General features: G+C 60.5%; 19 protein-coding genes. 7 read left to right on the forward strand and 12 right to left on the reverse strand.

Annotated elements, in window-relative coordinates:
- The 3 genes from BFQ01_RS33140 to BFQ01_RS29595 all read left to right on the forward strand — a co-directional run.
- Nucleotides 1–1,103 (forward strand): RHS repeat-associated core domain-containing protein (locus tag BFQ01_RS33140; RefSeq protein WP_256097798.1); only part of this gene is annotated, 1,103 nt, incomplete at its 5' end.
- Between the two features lie 3 nt (nucleotides 1,104–1,106).
- Complete coding sequence (locus tag BFQ01_RS32530; RefSeq protein WP_141691326.1) at nucleotides 1,107–1,739, forward strand: hypothetical protein; 633 nt, start codon at nucleotides 1,107–1,109, stop codon at nucleotides 1,737–1,739.
- Nucleotides 1,740–1,935: 196 nt separating this feature from the next.
- The gene (locus BFQ01_RS29595) at nucleotides 1,936–2,298 is read left to right on the forward strand and encodes an Mpo1-like protein (RefSeq protein WP_027604139.1); all 363 of its coding nucleotides are present in this window, start codon (nucleotides 1,936–1,938) and stop codon (nucleotides 2,296–2,298) included.
- A 3-nt stretch (nucleotides 2,299–2,301) separates the two neighbouring features.
- Here the strand turns inward: BFQ01_RS29595 and BFQ01_RS29600 are convergent, their stop codons facing one another.
- The 3 genes from BFQ01_RS29600 to BFQ01_RS29610 form a co-directional block, all read right to left on the reverse strand.
- Nucleotides 2,302–3,099: an acyl-CoA thioesterase gene (locus BFQ01_RS29600; protein WP_065928092.1), complete on the reverse strand. Its 798-nt coding sequence runs from the start codon at nucleotides 3,097–3,099 to the stop codon at nucleotides 2,302–2,304.
- Between the two features lie 90 nt (nucleotides 3,100–3,189).
- A complete protein-coding gene (locus BFQ01_RS29605; protein ID WP_065928093.1) occupies nucleotides 3,190–3,951 on the reverse strand; it encodes a CHAD domain-containing protein in 762 nt (253 codons plus the stop codon).
- Between the two features lie 44 nt (nucleotides 3,952–3,995).
- Entirely contained in the window at nucleotides 3,996–4,274 is a 279-nt protein-coding gene (locus BFQ01_RS29610) for a hypothetical protein (protein ID WP_003172685.1), read from the reverse strand.
- A gap of 216 nt (nucleotides 4,275–4,490) precedes the next feature.
- Between BFQ01_RS29610 and BFQ01_RS29615 the strand changes: the two genes are divergently transcribed.
- Complete coding sequence (locus BFQ01_RS29615) at nucleotides 4,491–5,528, forward strand: patatin-like phospholipase family protein (RefSeq protein WP_003172684.1); 1,038 nt, start codon at nucleotides 4,491–4,493, stop codon at nucleotides 5,526–5,528.
- 297 nt (nucleotides 5,529–5,825) lie between these two features.
- On the opposite strand, the gene BFQ01_RS29620 is transcribed toward BFQ01_RS29615, so the two are convergent.
- From BFQ01_RS29620 to kdpF, 6 genes are all read right to left on the reverse strand, one after another.
- A complete protein-coding gene (locus BFQ01_RS29620) occupies nucleotides 5,826–6,515 on the reverse strand; it encodes a response regulator (RefSeq protein WP_027604142.1) in 690 nt (229 codons plus the stop codon).
- Between the two features lie 37 nt (nucleotides 6,516–6,552).
- The gene (locus BFQ01_RS29625; RefSeq protein ID WP_065928094.1) at nucleotides 6,553–9,204 is read right to left on the reverse strand and encodes a sensor histidine kinase; all 2,652 of its coding nucleotides are present in this window, start codon (nucleotides 9,202–9,204) and stop codon (nucleotides 6,553–6,555) included.
- Between the two features lie 30 nt (nucleotides 9,205–9,234).
- The gene (gene kdpC / locus BFQ01_RS29630; RefSeq protein ID WP_065928287.1) at nucleotides 9,235–9,780 is read right to left on the reverse strand and encodes a potassium-transporting ATPase subunit KdpC; all 546 of its coding nucleotides are present in this window, start codon (nucleotides 9,778–9,780) and stop codon (nucleotides 9,235–9,237) included.
- Between the two features lie 64 nt (nucleotides 9,781–9,844).
- A complete protein-coding gene (kdpB, locus tag BFQ01_RS29635) occupies nucleotides 9,845–11,908 on the reverse strand; it encodes a potassium-transporting ATPase subunit KdpB (RefSeq protein ID WP_065928095.1) in 2,064 nt (687 codons plus the stop codon).
- Nucleotides 11,909–11,917: 9 nt separating this feature from the next.
- Nucleotides 11,918–13,612 carry a potassium-transporting ATPase subunit KdpA gene (gene kdpA, locus BFQ01_RS29640; RefSeq protein WP_065928096.1) on the reverse strand — a complete coding sequence of 565 codons (1,695 nt, stop codon included), beginning with the start codon at nucleotides 13,610–13,612 and terminating at the stop codon, nucleotides 11,918–11,920.
- A 9-nt stretch (nucleotides 13,613–13,621) separates the two neighbouring features.
- Entirely contained in the window at nucleotides 13,622–13,711 is a 90-nt protein-coding gene (kdpF, locus tag BFQ01_RS29645; protein WP_003218754.1) for a K(+)-transporting ATPase subunit F, read from the reverse strand.
- A gap of 412 nt (nucleotides 13,712–14,123) precedes the next feature.
- Between kdpF and eat the strand changes: the two genes are divergently transcribed.
- Nucleotides 14,124–15,488 (forward strand): ethanolamine permease, encoded by a 1,365-nt coding sequence (gene eat / locus BFQ01_RS29650; RefSeq protein WP_065928097.1) that lies wholly within the window; start codon nucleotides 14,124–14,126, stop codon nucleotides 15,486–15,488.
- A 110-nt stretch (nucleotides 15,489–15,598) separates the two neighbouring features.
- A complete protein-coding gene (locus BFQ01_RS29655) occupies nucleotides 15,599–15,766 on the forward strand; it encodes a DUF2897 family protein (protein ID WP_003172675.1) in 168 nt (55 codons plus the stop codon).
- Between the two features lie 6 nt (nucleotides 15,767–15,772).
- On the opposite strand, the gene BFQ01_RS29660 is transcribed toward BFQ01_RS29655, so the two are convergent.
- Complete coding sequence (locus tag BFQ01_RS29660; RefSeq protein ID WP_027604148.1) at nucleotides 15,773–16,621, reverse strand: urea carboxylase-associated family protein; 849 nt, start codon at nucleotides 16,619–16,621, stop codon at nucleotides 15,773–15,775.
- 15 nt (nucleotides 16,622–16,636) lie between these two features.
- The gene (locus BFQ01_RS29665; protein ID WP_065928288.1) at nucleotides 16,637–17,281 is read right to left on the reverse strand and encodes a GntR family transcriptional regulator; all 645 of its coding nucleotides are present in this window, start codon (nucleotides 17,279–17,281) and stop codon (nucleotides 16,637–16,639) included.
- A 131-nt stretch (nucleotides 17,282–17,412) separates the two neighbouring features.
- On the opposite strand from BFQ01_RS29665, the gene BFQ01_RS29670 reads away from it, so the two are divergent.
- On the forward strand, nucleotides 17,413–17,991 hold the full coding sequence (locus BFQ01_RS29670; RefSeq protein WP_065928098.1) for a TetR/AcrR family transcriptional regulator: 579 nt from the start codon (nucleotides 17,413–17,415) through the stop codon (nucleotides 17,989–17,991).
- 17 nt (nucleotides 17,992–18,008) lie between these two features.
- On the opposite strand, the gene BFQ01_RS29675 is transcribed toward BFQ01_RS29670, so the two are convergent.
- Nucleotides 18,009–18,341: a ComEA family DNA-binding protein gene (locus tag BFQ01_RS29675; RefSeq protein ID WP_027604151.1), complete on the reverse strand. Its 333-nt coding sequence runs from the start codon at nucleotides 18,339–18,341 to the stop codon at nucleotides 18,009–18,011.
- Nucleotides 18,342–18,602 lie beyond the last annotated feature (261 nt).

The following is an 18,602-nucleotide window of genomic DNA, read 5'->3' on the forward strand; positions in this document are numbered from 1 at the left end:
ACCTGCTGATGCAAGACCGCCCCGGCCCCGACATCGTCGCCGGCAACCGCCTGATGATCCAGGGCGACCGCCACTACGACTATGACGCCTTCGGGAACCTGATCCGTGAACGGCGGGGCCGTGGGCACGCGCTGATTACCGAATATCGCTACGACTGCCAGCATCGGCTGATCGGCATCACCCAACCCAACGGCCAAACCGCCAGTTACCGCTACGACCCGTTTGGGCGGCGCATCAGCAAAACCGTGGACGGCCTAACGACGGAGTTTTTCTGGCAAGGCGACAGGCTGATTGCCGAACACCATGCGGATCGCCATCGCAGCTATCTCTATGAGCCCGACAGTTTCCGTCCGCTGGTCCTACTGGATGGCTTTGGTCCACAAGACACCAAAGCCTTTCACTACCAACTCGACCACCTCGGCACGCCGCAAGAACTCACCTCTCCAGACGGCGCCATCGTCTGGTCCGCGCACTACCGCGCCTACGGCCAGATCAGCCGACTCGACAAAGGCACAATCGACAACCCGCTGCGTTTCCAGGGTCAGTACTTCGATCAGGAAAGCGGACTGCACTACAACCGCCATCGCTACTACAATCCGGATATTGGGTGTTACCTGACGCCTGATCCGGTGAAGTTGGCGGGTGGGATCAACGCGTACCAGTACGTGCCCAATCCCACCGGCTGGGTAGATCCGTTAGGCTTAAGTACTTGTCCTGGTGAAAATGGATGTAAACCGACAAACGGCGCTGATGCCCCCGAGAAACATGCAAAAGTTCACGAGGGAGATGTAGAACTACCTAAAGGGGCCGATAGTAAACTATCTAGAAATGGTGCTTTCAAAAGAGCAAAAGCAATAGGCGAAATCCCAAAGACTCAACACCCGACACTAATACGCAGAGTTAAGATCACTGATCAGGAGCAATACACGGAGGGTAGAGTGTACACATTCAAACTACAGGAACGCCAAATAGAAATCAGGGAGCACTCACTTGGTCATAAAAAAGGTAACCTTGGTCCACACTTCAACACGGAGATCAGAATCAACGGACAATCAATACCGTTAAAAAACGACACAGACAATCACTCATACTTCAAGAGATAAAAAATGGAAACAGTATTCATCAGACAAATAGGCATCCATCCGTGGGATCAACTACATCCTAGCCACGACGACAACTATATAACGGTAACACTGCTTAACCAAGATTATGCAGGTGTGTGGAAAACCTGGTGTGAGTTTAGCTCAAGAATTACAGAAAAATGGCCAAAAATTGTACAGTGGCATACACATCTATCGCCTTGCTATAGCAAAAGCGAAGAATACATTTTACAAAAGAACTTTTATAAAAAATCAAATCCAAGAGATATTTTAAGAAAAAATGAATTCACCAACGTCTACTCCCAGATAATCAACTTAGATTGCAACCCACTTCAGATTAATCCTGACTGCATGGCATGCTACCAAACTTCTGTAACACTTATGCAAAAAAATGAAAGCAATCTTGAACACCTATGGCACAACCTAAGCACTCTCACGAACATCTCAAAAACTGACGACTTCAAATTAATCCTTTCTGACGGAAACTCTATTTCCTTCAGGTTCTATGATGCAGAAACACATGGGGTCGCCCAGCTCATTTGCCACTCAGAACACTTGTCTTTACTAAACAAAACCATTCAGAAAATGAGCTTGGAAGAGATCCAGCAAAACGGTGTTTACGAATATATTCATAGGTAATGGGTTTAGAAGTGCGACATTCATTTATTTACTTTACGTGGGTGCCCTCTCAGAAGAGTTGAATACTGGACTGCTAGTCGATACCTAGTATTTCCTGCTAAGTCTATAGACCCCATAGCCAACCCCAATTCGCCCACCCGCCCACCCCCACCTAAACTCTCCCCATGTTATTTCAACGGACAGAGGGTTCACCATCATGGGCAAACGTCATCCCAATCTCCCCGCCTGGCAATGGCGTAACTACCCGCAAAACCATCAGCACCCGACCAACCTGGCGTTGCACCTGATTGCCGTGCCGCTGTTTATCATCGGGTTTCTGTTGATTGTGTCCGGAGTGTTCAGCCTGAGCCTGGCCAGTTTCGCCATTGGCGTAGTCGGCATCCTCGCTGGCCTGGCGTTGCAGCGTCATGGCCATAGCCTGGAAGCCGAGGCCGGTGAGCCGTTCAGTGATCGTAAAGACGCAGTACAGCGCCTGGTGGTCGAGCAGTTCCTGACGTTCCCGCGCTTTGTGTTGAGCGGTGGCTGGTGGCGTGCCTGGCGGCTGCGCCACCGCCACTGACGATCAGGCGAAGACCACCACGGTCTGGCGGCTGAGGGCGATCAACGCGCCGGTTGGGCTCCACAGCGCGGCGGCGGCGTGACCGTAGCCGTCGCGCGCATGTTCGATGCTGACGTAGTACTGGCACCAGTCCAGGGTCGTCAACTCCTGCAAGGGCTGGATGAATTCGATGGTCCAGGTCAGTGTGCTGCCCGGAGCGGGCTTTTTCAGGTGCGGCAGTAACGCCGGTGGCCAGGCGTCGACCAGGGCGAGGATATGCGCTTCGGTCAGCGGTTCCTCCTTCACATCCCCGCGCAAGCGAACCCAACCGCCCATCTCGCGGGATTTATTCCCGGTAAACGGCAAACCGCCAACGCTCCAACGCATCGCCAGGTGGCGCATGAATTCAGGCGTGACGCCTTTGATATAGGGCAGTTCCTGGCACTCATCCCAGTGCTTGAACGTCGGCGGCGGTTCGCTCGCCACATCGATTTCCGACTCGCGGGATGCGCCAAAACTGGCCTGTACCAGGGTCGCCACGTCACCGTTCTGCACGACGCGGCCGAGCAACTGGCTGACCGCCTTGCCTTCACGCAACACTTCGACTTGATAGCTGGCGGGTACATCGGGCGCGACCGGGCCAACGAAGGTGATCGCGAGCGAGCGCAATGGGCGGTCCGTCGGCACCTGGGCGCGCAAGGCTTCGTATTGCAACGCAGCAACCAGGCCACCGAACGTGGTACGGCCCTGGGCCCATTCAGCGGGAATGGTGACATCCAGCGGGTTGCTTCGGGCGGCGTCGAGCAAATCACTAAAGCGCATGGCGACCTCACATCAAAAAAAACGGATGTGCGATCTTAACCAGCGAGCAGCCAAGGTACAGCGCTTATTCCGGCCAAAAGCCGGACCGATTTAGAAACAATCCGCGCTGAGTTTGTCCAGCACGCGATCCGCCTGCCCTTCGGCCTTGGCCATGGTGCGATGCCATATCGCAACACAGGGCTGCAGATCGGCTTGATGTTCGGCCTGGGCCAACCATTGCCAGCAGTCATGCCAATCACCCAGTGCCGCTTGGGCTTTCTTCAGGCGTGGCAGGGCATTGGCGGGCAACTTATCCAGCTGGGGGTAAGCCTCGGCGGCATAGCGCACACGCTTGATCAACAAGCGCAAACGGTGGCGATCATGGTCTGGATCTTTCAGCGCTTGATCGAGTTTCTGCCATTGCCTGGCCAGGCGCTTCTCGATGCGCGGTCGCAAACCCTTGAGCAATTTCTGGTGCTCCGAGGCGCGGATAAAGCGCGGGAATGCATCAAGGATCAGCAGCAGATGCGCAACTTCCGGGCCTTGCGCCACCTGGCGATAGGCGTCGGGTTGCAGGCGCAGGCGTCGATCTGCGGCCTCGTGATAACCATGCTGATGCAAATACGCCGCCAGCACCTCTCGGTCGCGCAGCGGCGTCGTCAACTGGCCGACCGTGCCGGCGGCCAATTCAAGCTGTTCCACACCCGGCAGCCCGCGCAAAGGACGCAACAGACTGCGCAGGCGGCGCACGGTGGTGCGCAGATCATGCAGGGCTTCATCATCGGTAACGGCAGCGAGGCGAGCCTGGCAGCTCAGTAACCCTACTTCCAGGCCAATGACCTGAGCGACTAACTGATCGACCAAAGCTGACATCCTGCCCTCACTCTCAGATGAAAAATCCCACTCTGCGCTGCACGTTAACGCCCGGCGCGCGACTCACGAATATAGAACCGCGCTTTTTCGGCCTTGTTGGAGCAGCCTTCAAACGCCTCGAATTGCTGCTGGGTCTTGGCGCCCGTCAGTAACGACAAAGCCTTGGAGTAGCTGACGGTGCCGGCAAAACCTTCGGCCTTGGCCAGGTCGAGTTCTTTCCAGGCGGCATCCAATTGCGAGCCACAGCTGTCGCGGTATGCGGTTTTCCCGGCACAACCCGCCAGGGCCAACATGATCACAGGCACACACATCCAGGCTTTCATCGATGACACCTCAAAATAAAGAAAAACAGTCGTACGCTGTAGACGTTGCCTACAAGAAAAAGTGCCTTGTCCTTAGCCTGAAATCGGTAGTACCTATTGCCAGAGCATACCCGAGCCTGGGCGCTATTCTTGAAAAATATTGCCAGGCGCAACGAAGATTGAAGCGGCCCCCAAAATAGGCGCATTGTGGGCCCCCGTTTATGAAGGACATCGACCATGAAGAAACGTGTTGCCTTGGTGTTGGGTTCCGGCGGGGCCCGGGGCTACGCCCATATCGGGGTGATCGAGGAAATCGAACGGCGCGGCTACGACATCGCCTGTATCGCCGGTTGCTCCATGGGTGCCGTGGTGGGCGGGATCTACGCCGCCGGCAAACTGGACGAGTATCGAAACTGGATTGAAAGCCTCGACTACCTCGACGTGCTGCGCCTGGTGGACGTGAGTTTCCGCCTTGGGGCGATTCGTGGCGAAAAGGTCTTCGGGCAGATCCGCAAGATCGTCGGCGAGATCAATATCGAAGAGCTGCGCATCCCCTACACCGCCGTTGCCACCGACCTGACCAACCAACAGGAAATCTGGTTCCAGGAAGGCTGCCTGCACCAGGCCATGCGCGCCTCGGCAGCGATTCCCAGCCTGTTCACCCCGGTGATGCAAGGCAACCGCATGCTGGTGGACGGCGGCCTGCTCAACCCGCTGCCGATCGTGCCGGTGGTGTCGAGCCATTGTGACTTGATCATCGCGGTCAACCTCAACGCCACCAACCAGAAACACTACCATTTGCCTGTGATCCAGCGCCCGCCGGCGTTCAAGAGCCGCTTCAACAGCCTGGCGAAATCACTGGGTTCGCACCTGCCGTTTCGCCGCAAGCAGGCCGAGCAGTTGATGAAACTTGAGCAGGAAGCCTTGCAGGCCCAGGCGGCCGAGATCAATCCGTGGCTGGAGTCGGCCGAACCCGAATCCCAGCAACCTGCCGCCGCACCGGAAAAGCCGGGGGCGCCGAAGTCGGCCACCGGTTCATTCATCATCGATAACGTCGGGCCGGCGTCATTGCTGGATCTGATCAACCAGAGTTTCGAGGTGATGCAGACTTCGCTGGCGCAATACAAGATCGCTGGCTACCCGCCGGATGTACTGATCAACGTGCCGAAGCGGGTGTGCCGGTTTTTCGAGTTCTACAAGGCGCCGGAGTTGATCGCACTTGGGCGGGAAATTGCCAGTGATACCCTGGATCGCTATGAGAGTGAGCAGCGCTGAGACAGCCGTGTCGCTAGAGCCGTGGTGAGCGGGCTTGCCCCGCGTTGGGCTGCGCAGCGGCCCCACTCAATGAGGAACGCGCAGTGTCAGGTACTCCTTTGGGCCTGGTTTTGGGGCTGCTACGCAGCCCAGCGCGGGGCAAGCCCGCTCACCACAGAATCCACATAACCCACAGAACCACAGAACCACAGAACCACAGAACCACAGAACCACAGAACCACAGAACCACAGAACCACAGAACCACAGAACCACAGAACCACAGAACCACAGAACCACAGAGAGGCTGACAGATCGCCTCAGGCGCTCAACAACCGATACCCCACTCCCGCCTCGGTCACGATAAACCTCGGCTGGGTCGGATCATCCGCCAGCTTCTGGCGCAGATGCCCCACCACAATCCGCAGGTAGTGACTGTCGTCGGTGTGGGTCGGCCCCCAGATGTCCTTGAGCAGTTGCTGTTGGGTAATCACCCGTCCCGGATGCCGCGCCAGTTGTGCCAACACCGCGTATTCCTTGCGGGTCAGTGCCACCTCGGCGCCGTCCAGCAGCACGCGGCGATAGGCCAGGTCCACCGTCAACGGGCCAAACTGCAACGCCGCTTCCTGGGTCTCGCCCACCGGCGCCTGGCGCAACAAGGCGCGCACGCGGGCCAGAAACTCCTGGATGCCGAAGGGCTTGGTGACATAATCATTGGCGCCACCGTCAAGGGCTTCAACCTTCTGCCCTTCGCTGGCCCGCACCGACAGCACCAGTACCGGCACCGTCGACCACTCACGAAACTCGCGCAACACCTGCTGGCCGTCCATGTCCGGCAGGCCCAGGTCGAGCACCAGCAAGTCGGGTTTGCTCAACGCAGCCTGGGCCAGGCCTTCGTTGCCGGTACCGGCCTCGATCACTTTGTAGCCCTGGGAGGCCAGGCTGATGCGCAGGAATTTGCGGATCTGCGGTTCGTCATCAATGACTAAAATCGTCGCGGTCTGGCTCATGGCGTCCAATCAACATCCGTAGAGAAAACAGGGTAGCTCACGCCTCGCCTTCCAGGCCAGGCTGTGTCGGCAATGGCAGGAACAGCGTGATACAGGTACCGCGCCCCTCAATGCCATCGGCCACGCTGATATGCCCACCATGGGCGCCGACCATGCCCTGGCAGATCGCCAGGCCGAGGCCGGTTCCCTGCCCGCCTCGATCACCGCGTGCGGCGGTGTAGAACATGTCGAAGATCTTCGCCCGCTCATCCTCAGGAATACCGGGCCCCTCATCCGCCACGGCGAAAAACAATCGGTTATCCGAGACGCCGGCGCTCAGTTGCAATCGACCGTGGGGCGGTGAAAAGCGCGCGGCATTTTCCAGCACATTGACCAGTGCCTGTTCGATCAACGCAGCATGGACATAGAGCAACGGCAACTCCGCCGGCACATTGGTGCTCACCTGCAGAGGTGCCAACACCGCGCGCAAACGCCCGAGCGCACTGCCGACAATATCGCCGGGCGACACCCAGTCCCGCGCCAGCTTCAGCGCGCCATGGCCCAGTCGCGTCATGTCCAGCAGGTTCTGGATATAGCGGTCCAGGCGCTCGGCCTCATCGCGGGTGCCTTCGAGCAACTCGCGGCGATCCTCCAGGGGGATGGCTTCGCCGAGCGCCAGCAGGCTGTCGATACTGCCGCGCATGGAAGTCAACGGTGTGCGCAAATCGTGGGACACCGACGCCAGCAAGGCGCTGCGCAGTTGCTCGGTTTCGCCATGCAAACGGGCGGACTCCAGCTCCTGGGCCAACTGTGCCCGCGCCAGGGCCTGGGCCAGAGGCTGGCTCAAGGCGGTCAGCAAGCGACGGCGTTGGCCGCTCAATTCCAGGCCCGGCTTGGCACTGACGCCGAGCAACCCGAGCGGGCCTTCTTCGCCCGACAACGGCCACCACCACCAGCGCCCGAACGGCAAGGTGCCGGTGCCCATGCCTGCCGGCTGGTCATGCTGCCAGGCCCAATCGGCCGCAGCACGCTCGGCTTCGGTGAAGGTCAGCGGGCCGCCGGTCTCGACCTTCCAGCCACCCTGGCCGTCGCGATTGACCAGGCACAGATCCAGGTCGCTCCAACCTTCCAGATGGTGGGCGGCGGCACTGATCACCGCCTGGCGGTCGGTGGCGGCGGTGAGTTTGCGCGACAGGTCGAGCAGTTCGCCGGTTTCTTCCTGGGTGTCGCGCAATGCCTGCAACTGACGGCGCTGGCGCGCGGCAAGATTGCCGGTGAGCGCCGCCATCAGCAGGAAGAACAACAGCGTCAGCACGTCCTCTTCGCGCTGGATGGCGAAGGAGAAATTCGGCGGGATAAACAGGAAGTCATAGGTCAGGAACGACAACGCCGCACACACCAGGGACGGCCCCAGGCTGCTGCGCACCGCCACCAGCAACACGGCGGCAAGAAACACCAGCGAGATATTGGGCAACGGCAGCGCGCTTGCCACGGCCCAGGCCACAGCGGCGGCGACGATGGTCGCAACCACAGCCAAGGCGTAATCGAACCACACCAGGCCGCGCACATCCGGCAGGCGTGGGGCTGCGGGCACATCGTCACTGTCGAGGACGTTGATTTCCAAGCCCCGGGCATTACGCAACAGGCGCGCCGCCAAACCGCCACCGAACAGGCGACGCCGCCAACGCATTCGCGACTGCCCCACCAACAGCAGGCTGGCACGGCGTTCGGCGGCATGCTGGATCAAGGTCTTGGCCACCTCCCCCGCCCGCAGCAGCACCACTTCGCCGCCAAGGCGCTCGGCCAGTTGCTGGGCGTTTTGCAGGCGCAGGCGGGCCTGCTCATCCCGCGCACGGCCGTTGTCGATATGCACCAGGCTCCACGGCAAATGCCGACGCTGGGCGACGCGACTGGCATGGCGCACCAGGCGTTCGGCCTGCGCATCGCCATCCACGCCCACCAACAAACGCCCACGCACCGCCGGCGCCGCCTGGCCGAGCTGGCGATAACCCTGGGCCAAATCGTCGTCGACATGGGCGGCGGCGGTCTGCATCGCCAGCTCGCGCAGGGCCATCAGGTTGGTCTGGGTAAAGAACGCATCGATGGCGGCGCGGGCCTGCTCCGGCACATACACCTTGCCGTCGCGCAGACGCTCGAGCAGTTCGCGGGACGGCAGGTCGATCAACAGCAGTTCGTCGGCCTCCTGCAACACCCAATCCGGCAAGGTTTCGCGAACCTGCACACCGGTGATGCCGCGGACCTGGTCATTCAGGCTTTCCAGGTGCTGGACGTTGACCGTGGTAAACACGTCGATGCCGGCGGCGAGCAGTTCCTGAATGTCTTGCCAACGCTTTTCATGGCGGCTGCCGGGGGCGTTGCTGTGGGCCAGTTCGTCCACCAGCACCAGCTTGGGCTTGGCGGCGAGCAGGCCGTCGAGGTCCATTTCTTCGAGCATCACGCCACGGTATTCGCTGCGCAACAGCGGTTGTTGCGGCAGGCCGCTGAGCAAGGCTTCGGTCTCGGCTCGGCCGTGGGTTTCAACCACGCCGGCGATCAGTTTGACGCCCTGGCGCAGTTGGGTGTGGGCAGCCTGGAGCATGGCGTAGGTCTTGCCCACACCCGGCGCAGCGCCGAGGAAAACTTTGAGCCGGCCACGGCCGTCCCGGGGTAGATCGGCTAGCAGGGCATCGGCGCGGCCGGAGTCGCTCATGCGGGCAGTGTCCTTCAGGTATTGATCGGGTTACAGCTTTTCCAACGCCATGTTCAGCGCCAGCACATTCACCACTGGCGGCCCCACCAGCGGGCTTTCGATATGTTCATCCATCAACCGTTGCAGGGTCGATACCGGCACATTTCGCGCGGCAGCCACCCGTGCCAGTTGATAGGCAATCGCCTGGGGTGGCAAGTGTGGATCAAGACCGCTGCCGGAGGTAGTCAGCGACACCAAAGGCACCGGGCCCTGGCCGGGCACCAACTGTTTGTTCGCGTCATCGAACACGCGGGTGGCCAAGGCCGGGTTGCTGGGGCCGAGGTTACTGGCGCTGCTGGAAACCGTCGCAAAGGCACCCGCCGAAGGGCGCGGATGGAACCAGCTGTCACCGGTAAAGTCCTGGGCGATCAGGCTGGAGCCACGCACTTTGCCGCCGGCATCGCGCACCAGGCTGCCGTTGGCCTGGTCCGGGAAGGCGACTTGGGCGACACCGGTCACCACCAGTGGGTAGGCCACGCCGGTGATCAGGGTCATGAGCACCAGCAGGCTCAGGGCCGGGCGGATTATGTTGGACATTTCAAATTCCTCAATTCGGTCTTTGCAACCTGTGGGCACCGGGGTGGTGCCCACAGGCATCGGGTCACACCAGGTGCAGCGCGGTCAGCAGCATGTCGATCGCCTTGATGCCCACGAACGGAACCAGCAACCCGCCCAGGCCATAGATCAGCAGGTTGCGCCGCAGCAACGCCGCCGCACTCGCGGCCTGCACACGCACACCGCGCAGCGCCAGGGGAATCAGCACCACGATGATCAGCGCGTTGAACACGATGGCCGAGAGAATCGCGCTCTGGGGGCTCTGCAAGTGCATCACGTTGAGCACGCCCAACTGCGGGTAGATCGAGGCGAACAACGCCGGCAGGATCGCGAAGTACTTGGCCACGTCGTTGGCGATGGAAAAGGTGGTCAACGCACCACGGGTCACCAGCAACTCCTTGCCGATCTGCACCACGTCCAGCAGCTTGGTGGGGTCGCTGTCGAGGTCGACCATATTGGCGGCCTCGCGGGCGGCCTGGGTGCCGTCGTTCATCGCCATGCCGACGTCCGCCTGGGCGAGTGCCGGGGCGTCGTTGGCACCGTCGCCGCACATCGCCACCAGACGGCCGTCGTTTTGCTCGTGACGGATGCGCGCGAGTTTTTTCTCCGGGGTCGCTTCGGCCAGCACGTCATCCACACCGGCTTCGGCAGCGATCGCAGCGGCCGTCAGCGGGTTGTCACCGGTGACCATCACCGTGCGAATCCCCAGCTTGCGCAGCTCGGCGAAACGTTCGCGGATACCGGGCTTGACCACGTCCTTGAGGTGGATCGCACCGAGCAATTTGCCGTCGGCACACACCAGCAAGGGCGTGCCGCCGCTCTGGGCGATCTTGTCGATTTCCCGCGCCAATGCCGGTTGCAGGTCGCCGCGTGGCTGGCCGATAAACGCCAGCAACGAATCCACTGCGCCTTTGCGGAACACGCGGCCCTGGTAGTCGACACCGGACAAGCGGGTCTCGGCGCTGAACGGTACCGCGGTCAGTTCATCCAGGGATGGCTCGGCCTGCGGGTGCAGAGCCCGCAGGTATTCGACGATGGATTTGCCTTCTGCCGTGTCATCGGCCAAAGAAGCAAACAACGCACCTTCGGCCACTTCCTTGCCGCTGACGCCAGGCGCCGCAACCACCGCCGCACACCGACGGTTACCAAAAGTGATGGTGCCGGTCTTGTCCAGCAGCAACACATGCACGTCACCGGCCGCCTCCACGGCACGACCGGACTTCGCGATCACATTGAGGCGCACCAGGCGGTCCATGCCGGCAATACCGATGGCCGACAACAAGCCGCCGATGGTGGTAGGAATCAGCGTCACCAGCAGTGCGACCAAAAACACCAGCGGCAAGCTGCCGTTGGCGAAGTGGGCGAAGGGCTGCAAGGTCACGACCACCAGCAGGAAGATCAGGGTCAGGCCAATCAGCAGGATATCCAGCGCGACTTCGTTGGGAGTTTTCTGACGCTTGGCGCCTTCGACCAGGGCGATCATGCGGTCCAGGGTGGACTCGCCGGGGTTGGCGGTGATGCGGATCAGCAGCCAGTCCGACACCAGCCGCGTGTTGCCGGTGACGGCCGAGCGATCGCCGCCGGACTCGCGGATCACCGGCGCGGACTCACCGGTGATCGCCGCTTCGTTGACCGCTGCGATGCCTTCGACGACCTCGCCGTCGCCGGGAATCATTTCCCCGGCGGCCACACGCACCACATCACCTTTACGCAGACTGGTGGCCGGCACGACCTTGAAGCTGCCATCGGCTTCCTTACGCCGCGCGCTCAGGCCTTCGCTGCCGGCCTTGAGGCTGTCGGCACGGGCCTTGCCGCGTCCTTCGGCCAAGGCTTCGGCGAAGTTGGCGAACAGCACGGTGAACCACAGCCACACGGCGATTTGCACGGCCACATACGTCGGTACGGCGGTGTCGGGCACAAAGCACAGCACGGTGGTGAGGATGGCGGTCAGCTCGACCACCAGCATCACCGGCGAGCGTTGCAGCTGGCGCGGGTCCAGCTTGACGAACGCCTGGACCAGCGCCGGGCGCCACAGGGCAGAGACGGCGGTTTTGGCGGGTTCCTGGGTTTTGACCGGGGCCGCGTTTTTTGCAGGCATATTCATGTTCATATCCCCTTTTTAGAAGCCCATGCTCAAGTGTTCAGCGATGGGCCCCAGCGCCAGCGTCGGCAGGAAAGTCAGGCCGCCCACCAGCAAAATAGTCACGGTCAACAGGGTCACGAACAGCGGACCATGGGTCGGGAAGCTGTTCTGGCCAATCGGTGCGGTCTTCTTCATCGCCAGGCTGCCGGCCAGGGCCAGTACCGGGAGGATGTAGCCGAAGCGGCCGATCAACATGCCCAGGCCCAGCATCAGGTTGTGGAACGGCGTGTTGGCACTGAAACCGCCGAACGCCGAGCCGTTGTTGGCGCTGGCCGAGGTGTAGGCGTACAGCAACTGGCTGAAACCATGAGGGCCAGGGTTACTGATCGCGCCGGCTGGGCCGGGCAGGCTCGCGGCGATGGCACCCAGTACCAGCACGCCCACCGGCATCACCAACAGGGTCACGACCAGCAGCTGCACTTCCTTGGCCTGGAGTTTCTTGCCCAGGTATTCCGGGGTGCGCCCGATCATCAGGCCGGCCAGGAACACCGCGATCAACACGTTGAGCAACATGCCGTACATACCGGCGCCGACGCCGCCGAAGATCACTTCGCCGACCATCATGTTGACCAGCGCCACCATCCCACTGAGGGGGTTGAGGCTGTCTTGCATGCCGTTGACCGAACCGTTGGACGCCGCCGTGGTGGTCACCGACCACAACACCGTGCCGGTGGTGCCGAAGCGCGCTTCCTTGCCTTCCAGCGGTGCGGTCTGCTCGACGGCCGGGTTGTTCAAGGTCGGGTTGGGCTGGTATTCGGACCACAGGGAAGTGGCGCCGCCGATCAGGAACAGCGCCAGCATGCAGCCAAGGATCGCGCGGCTCTGGCGCAGGTCTTTCACGTAGTGGCCGAAGGTGAATACCAACGCCACCGGGATCAGGATGATCGAAGCCACTTCGAACAGGTTGGCCCAGGCGGTCGGGTCTTCAAACGGGTGCGCCGAGTTGACGCCGAAGAAGCCGCCGCCGTTGGTGCCCAGTTGCTTGATCGCAATCTGGCTGGCTGCCGGGCCCAGGGGGATCACTTGATCCACGCCTTGCAGGGTCACGGCATCCACATAGTGCGCGAAGGTTTGCGGTACGCCCTGCCACACCAGGAACAGCGCCAGCACCAGGCACAACGGCAGCAGGCCGTAGAGCGTGGCGCGGGTCATGTCGACCCAGAAGTTACCCAGGGTCCTGGCGGATTTTCGCCCGATCCCACGGCACAGCGCGACCAGGACGGCCAGGCCGGTGGCCGCACTGACGAAGTTCTGCACGGTCAGGCCAGCCATCTGGCTGAGGTAGCTCAGGGACGCCTCACCGCTGTAGGACTGCCAGTTGGTGTTGGTCATGAAACTGACCGCGGTATTGAAGGCCAGGGTCCATTCCTGGCCCGGCAATTTCTGCGGGTTCAGTGGGAGATAGTCCTGGAACAGCAGGATCGCGAACAACAGCAAAAAGCCCGCGAGGTTGAACGCGAGCAAGGCCAGCATGTATTTCTGCCAGCTTTGTTCCTGATGTTCATCCACCCCCGACAGGCGATAACAGGCTTTTTCGACAGGCCCCAGCACCGGGCTGAGCCACGTGCGCTGGCCTTCCATCACCTTGTAGTAGAACCGCCCCAGGAACGGCGCCGGCACCAGTACCACGGCAAAGAAGGCAATGATCAGCCAATAGTCATAACTGTGCATGGCCAGCTCCTAGTTCCGATCCGCGCGTAACAGCGCAACCAGCAGATAAATGAACAGCGCCACGGCCAATAGCAGTGACACCCCGTCCAGAACGCTCATGGAAGTCTCTCCGTTTAGCGGCGAGTGCCGCGTGTGGGGCAATTGTCCGCAGGAGTGGCGTAAAGGAACGAGAGCGAGGGGGTGGACGGGGCGTAAAGATGGCGTAAAGAGTGGGTTTATGCGGGGTTTACACGGGGGTATTCGGCGTCTGGGCGGGCGCTATCGGGAGCAAGCCCCCTCCCACACTTGACCGCGTTGTCATGCCGAGCGCCAGTCAACCTGTGGGAGGGGGCTTGCTCCCGATAGCGCCGGCACCGTGACCGCCGCACCTATCTGGTGCGACACCGGCAAATTTCAAACGCCAAACCATCCCCCACACGACAGTTGCGCCGCTTTACGACAATGATTCTCAGGCTGGCATGGCCGCTGCAACACCTTGAATCATTCCAAACCGTTCAGGGAGCGCAGCACAATGAACACACAACTCAAACCCACCTTGGGCACCCTGCATTTATGGGGCATTGCCGTCGGGCTGGTGATTTCCGGGGAATACTTCGGCTGGAGCTACGGCTGGGGCGTGGCCGGGACCTTGGGCTTCCTGGTGACCTCGCTGATGGTCGCCGCGATGTACACCTGCTTTATCTTCAGTTTCACCGAGCTGACTACCGCCATTCCTCACGCAGGCGGGCCGTTTGCCTACAGTCGTCGCGCCTTTGGGGAGAAAGGCGGCTTGATCGCAGGCCTCGCCACCCTGATCGAATTTGTCTTCGCCCCGCCTGCCATCGCCCTGGCGATCGGCGCGTATCTGAATGTGCAGTTCCCGGCCCTGGACCCCAAGCATGCGGCCGTCGGTGCCTACATCGTATTCATGGGGCTGAATATTCTCGGCGTGAAACTGGCCGCGACCTTCGAGCTGGTGGTGTGCGTGCTCGCCGTCGCCGAGCTGCTGGTGTTCATGGGCGTGGTCGCGCCCGCGTTCAGCTTCAGCAACTTTGCCCTGAACGGTTGGGCCGGTTCCGATACCTTCGGCGCCCCGGCGGTTGCCGGGATGTTTGCGGCGATTCCGTTTGCCATCTGGTTTTTCCTGGCCATCGAAGGCGCAGCCATGGCGGCCGAGGAAGCAAAAGATCCGAAGCGCACCATTCCAAAGGCCTACATCAGCGGCATCCTGACCCTGGTGATCCTGGCCATGGGCGTGATGTTCTTCGCCGGCGGCGTGGGCGACTGGCGCACCCTGTCGAACATCAACGATCCACTGCCGCAGGCGATGAAAACCGTGGTGGGCGACAACTCCGGCTGGCTGCACATGCTGGTCTGGATCGGCCTGTTCGGCCTGGTGGCGAGCTTCCACGGCATTATCCTGGGCTACTCGCGCCAGTTCTTTGCCCTGGCCCGCGCCGGTTACCTGCCCTCCTTCCTCGCCAAATTATCGCGCTTTCAGACACCACACCGGGCAATCATCGCCGGTGGCGTGGTCGGCATCGCCGCCATCTACAGCGATGGCCTGATCAACCTGGGCGGCATGACATTGACCGCGGCGATGATCACCATGGCGGTGTTCGGTGCCATTGTGATGTACATCATGAGCATGCTCAGCCTGTTCAAACTGCGTAAGACCGAACCGCTGCTGGAACGTACCTTCCGCGCGCCGGGTTATCCGATCGTGCCCGGCATTGCGCTGGCGCTGGCCGTGGTCTGCCTGGTAGCCATGGCGTGGTTCAACACGCTGATCGGGCTGATCTTCCTCGGCTTTATGGCCGTGGGTTTCATCTACTTCCAAATGACCGCACAGGACCGTGCCGATGCACCGGCAGATGCAATGTTGACCGGGCTCTAAGGTTTCGAGGCAGAACGGGCCTACACTGAACTACTCAGAAAGCCCGTCACTCAAAGTAGTTATTACCGTGGGAAAATTCTCCGACGGTAATCTGCCTCAAGGAGAGCCTTATGCCGTGGTATGCGTGGTTGATTATGGTGGTTGCGATCGGGTCGATCGTCGGAGGGCTGATGATGCTGCGTGACAGCGCCAACAAGGTGGAACTCACCGACGAACAACGCAAGCGCGTGGCCGAGCGCAATGCCCAGGCGGACGCCAAGGACGCGCAGGACCGCTAGGACCGCTTACTCCCAATCCGCCTTGGCAATCTGCAACCCGTGCTGCCCTTTATAGGCAGCACGCTCCGGCTGGCTCCAGCCGTCCAGCAACTCGTCCTCCAGCCGATAGATCTCAACCCCCAACGGACGGCACACCGTCAGCGGATCCTGCGCATCCGGCCCCCACATCGGCAGCGACAAATCCCCGCCCGGGCACGTCGACAGCGCGCAGAGCAAATCAATCTCGGCAAAGAACTCCAGATAATCGCCCTTCTGCGCCGGGCAGGCTTTCATGAAATACATGTCGTCGTGATTGAGGCCCGTACACTGGAAAATATTCAGCACGTCATGCACGTCGAATTCCGTCAGACCGTGGGGTAATACCGCGCGGGTCAGGTTGGAGTGGCAATGGTGATGGAAGTCCTCGCCGGTGAGCATGCGGTTCACATAGGGATCGCACCGTGTCCCCAGCAAGTCATGCAGACGCCCGCCGTGCTCATCGATGCCGTAACTGGCCAGGCTGTCATCGGTGATGGTCACCAGTGGCCTTAGAAATGGCAGATTCGACCATAGCCGGTCATGAGTGCTCACATGCGCCCCCTGCAACTGACGGGTACGTGCAGCCCAAAGACGTTCGCGGGGGTCATTGGCGTTCCACACATTGAAGTCCCCCACCTGCGGACCCACGGGCGTGGTGACACGAAACACATGCCCCGCGGGCACCTTCCACGCCCTGCCCGTGCGAATCGGTACCTCGAACTGCTCGATCAAGCTGCGCTGATCTTTTCGGTCACGAATGCGCTCGTAAAATGCCGCGTCGACCTGCAACGCCGAACCCTTGCTGACCTGATAAGCGGCCGGATAGTCTTTGTACATGATGCAGATCCTCGATCAGGGGTGGGTAAACAGGGCCAAGGACAGGCGTTCCGAATCATCCAGGTACAGGCTCATCGCCTCCCCTGCCGCCGGTTTGTCCTGCTCGACCAGCCATTGATAAATCTCACGGTCACGCTCCAGCCAGGGCGACTGGAAACGTTGCTCATCAGGCGCGGCGCAAAACACCAGGCGCAACTGGGCGATGACCTGGGCAAAAAACTCATCGAACAACGGGCTGCCCATCAACCCGACGATGTGCTGATGGAACATCAAACTGTGGGTGACCACCGCACGCCAATCCTCGCGCTCACGGGCCAGGGTGGTGGCGTCAATGGCGTTTTGCAGGCGCTCGGATTGCTCGGGCGTCAAGGCCTCGCTTCCGGCGATGGCCTGCAACTCCAGGGTACGGCGGACTACAAACAGGTCGCGGACTTCCTCCCGCTGCAACCGCCGCACCATGACGCCCTTGTTACGCACATAACGGGTCAACCCCTCCTGCCCCAGACGGTGCAAGGCTTCGCGAATCGTATTGCGCGACGCACTGTAGGCCTTGACCAGATCCACCTCGACCAATGCCATGCCTGGCAATAACCGCCCCGCAATGATGTCGGCACGCAGCTCCAGGGCAATCTGGTCGGCTAAAGACAAACTGAGCGTCATGACCACCTCACGATTGTTGAACAATCCTCCGTCTAGATGTAATCACATTTCATGCCAACGCCCTGATTGCCGACGAGTGTGTAAAAAAGAACAAGTTGGTTAAAATGCCCGCCTGTAACCGAGGCTGCCCCATGCGTTATTCACAAAACCACAAAGCCCAGACCCACCAACGCATCATTAAGGAAGCCTCTGCGCGCTTTCGCCGCAACGGCATCGACGCCACCGGCCTGCAGCCACTGATGAAAGCGTTGAACCTGACTCATGGCGGCTTTTACGCGCATTTCAAATCCAAGGACGAACTGGTGGAGACAGCCCTGCAGGCGGCCGCCGCAGACCTGGACGCCCATTGCGACATGCTGTTCAGCCAGGAGCAGCCGCTGGGCGCGTTTATCGACAGTTACCTGTCGGAATGGCACCTGGCCTCCCCGGACCAAGGCTGCCCGCTGCCAACGATGTGTTCAGAACTGGGGCTCCGAGGCCAGCCCAGTGCGACTACAGACCAGGTACTCAACGCAAGGCTCAAGCAAATAGAAACGGCATTGGGAGAGGAGCGTTGCGATGCAAAGAGCCTGGTGATGATGTCGACACTGGTGGGCGCATTGGTACTGGCCAGAAGTGTTGAAGCCCCTCAATTGGCAAGACAGATCATGGCCGTGGTGCGCGAACGCCTGAAAACGCAGAACCCGGAGGGCAAAAAGGCCGATCAATGACCGGCCTCCTGGATGAATCAGTTGATGGCCAGCCTATCGCGATTCTTCTCCAGCAGCGCCTTGCCAATCCCCTTCACTTCCAACAACTCATCCACCGCCGTGAACGGACCATTGCTTTCGCGATAGGCGATGATCGCCTGGGCTTTAGCGGCACCGATACCGAAGAGGTCACGACGCAGGGTTTCGGCGTCGGCGGTGTTCAGGTTGACCTTGGTGGACTGCTCGACCTTGGTCATCTGGGCGGTGATAGGGGTTGGAGCTTCGGGTTTGATGGACGGGGCTGCGGTGGTGGTGACTGAGAGGGTCGTGAGGAAGGCGAAGATTAGGGAGGTGAGGTAAGTGTTTTGCATTGGTGACGCTCCATGACAGTGTAAGAGAAAAGCAGCTTTTCCGAGGCTGCTTTTTCACGCTAGATGAAATTGGAACCACGTCAAAAAAAGCCACGTTACAAGGTATGAATTTCTCGAGCATTGTCGTCTCCGTGAGACCAGCGACTCGCCAAAATATGGCAGTATGTATCACATGGTAAAGTCACCTCAAAAACGTAAACAACTTACGAAATAAAGATCAATTAGCCAGAATAACGACGAGGCACGTTCCGGTAAGGGGCA

This window comes from Pseudomonas sp. 8 R 14 (genome assembly GCF_900005955.1).
Lineage (GTDB): Bacteria > Pseudomonadota > Gammaproteobacteria > Pseudomonadales > Pseudomonadaceae > Aquipseudomonas > Aquipseudomonas marginalis.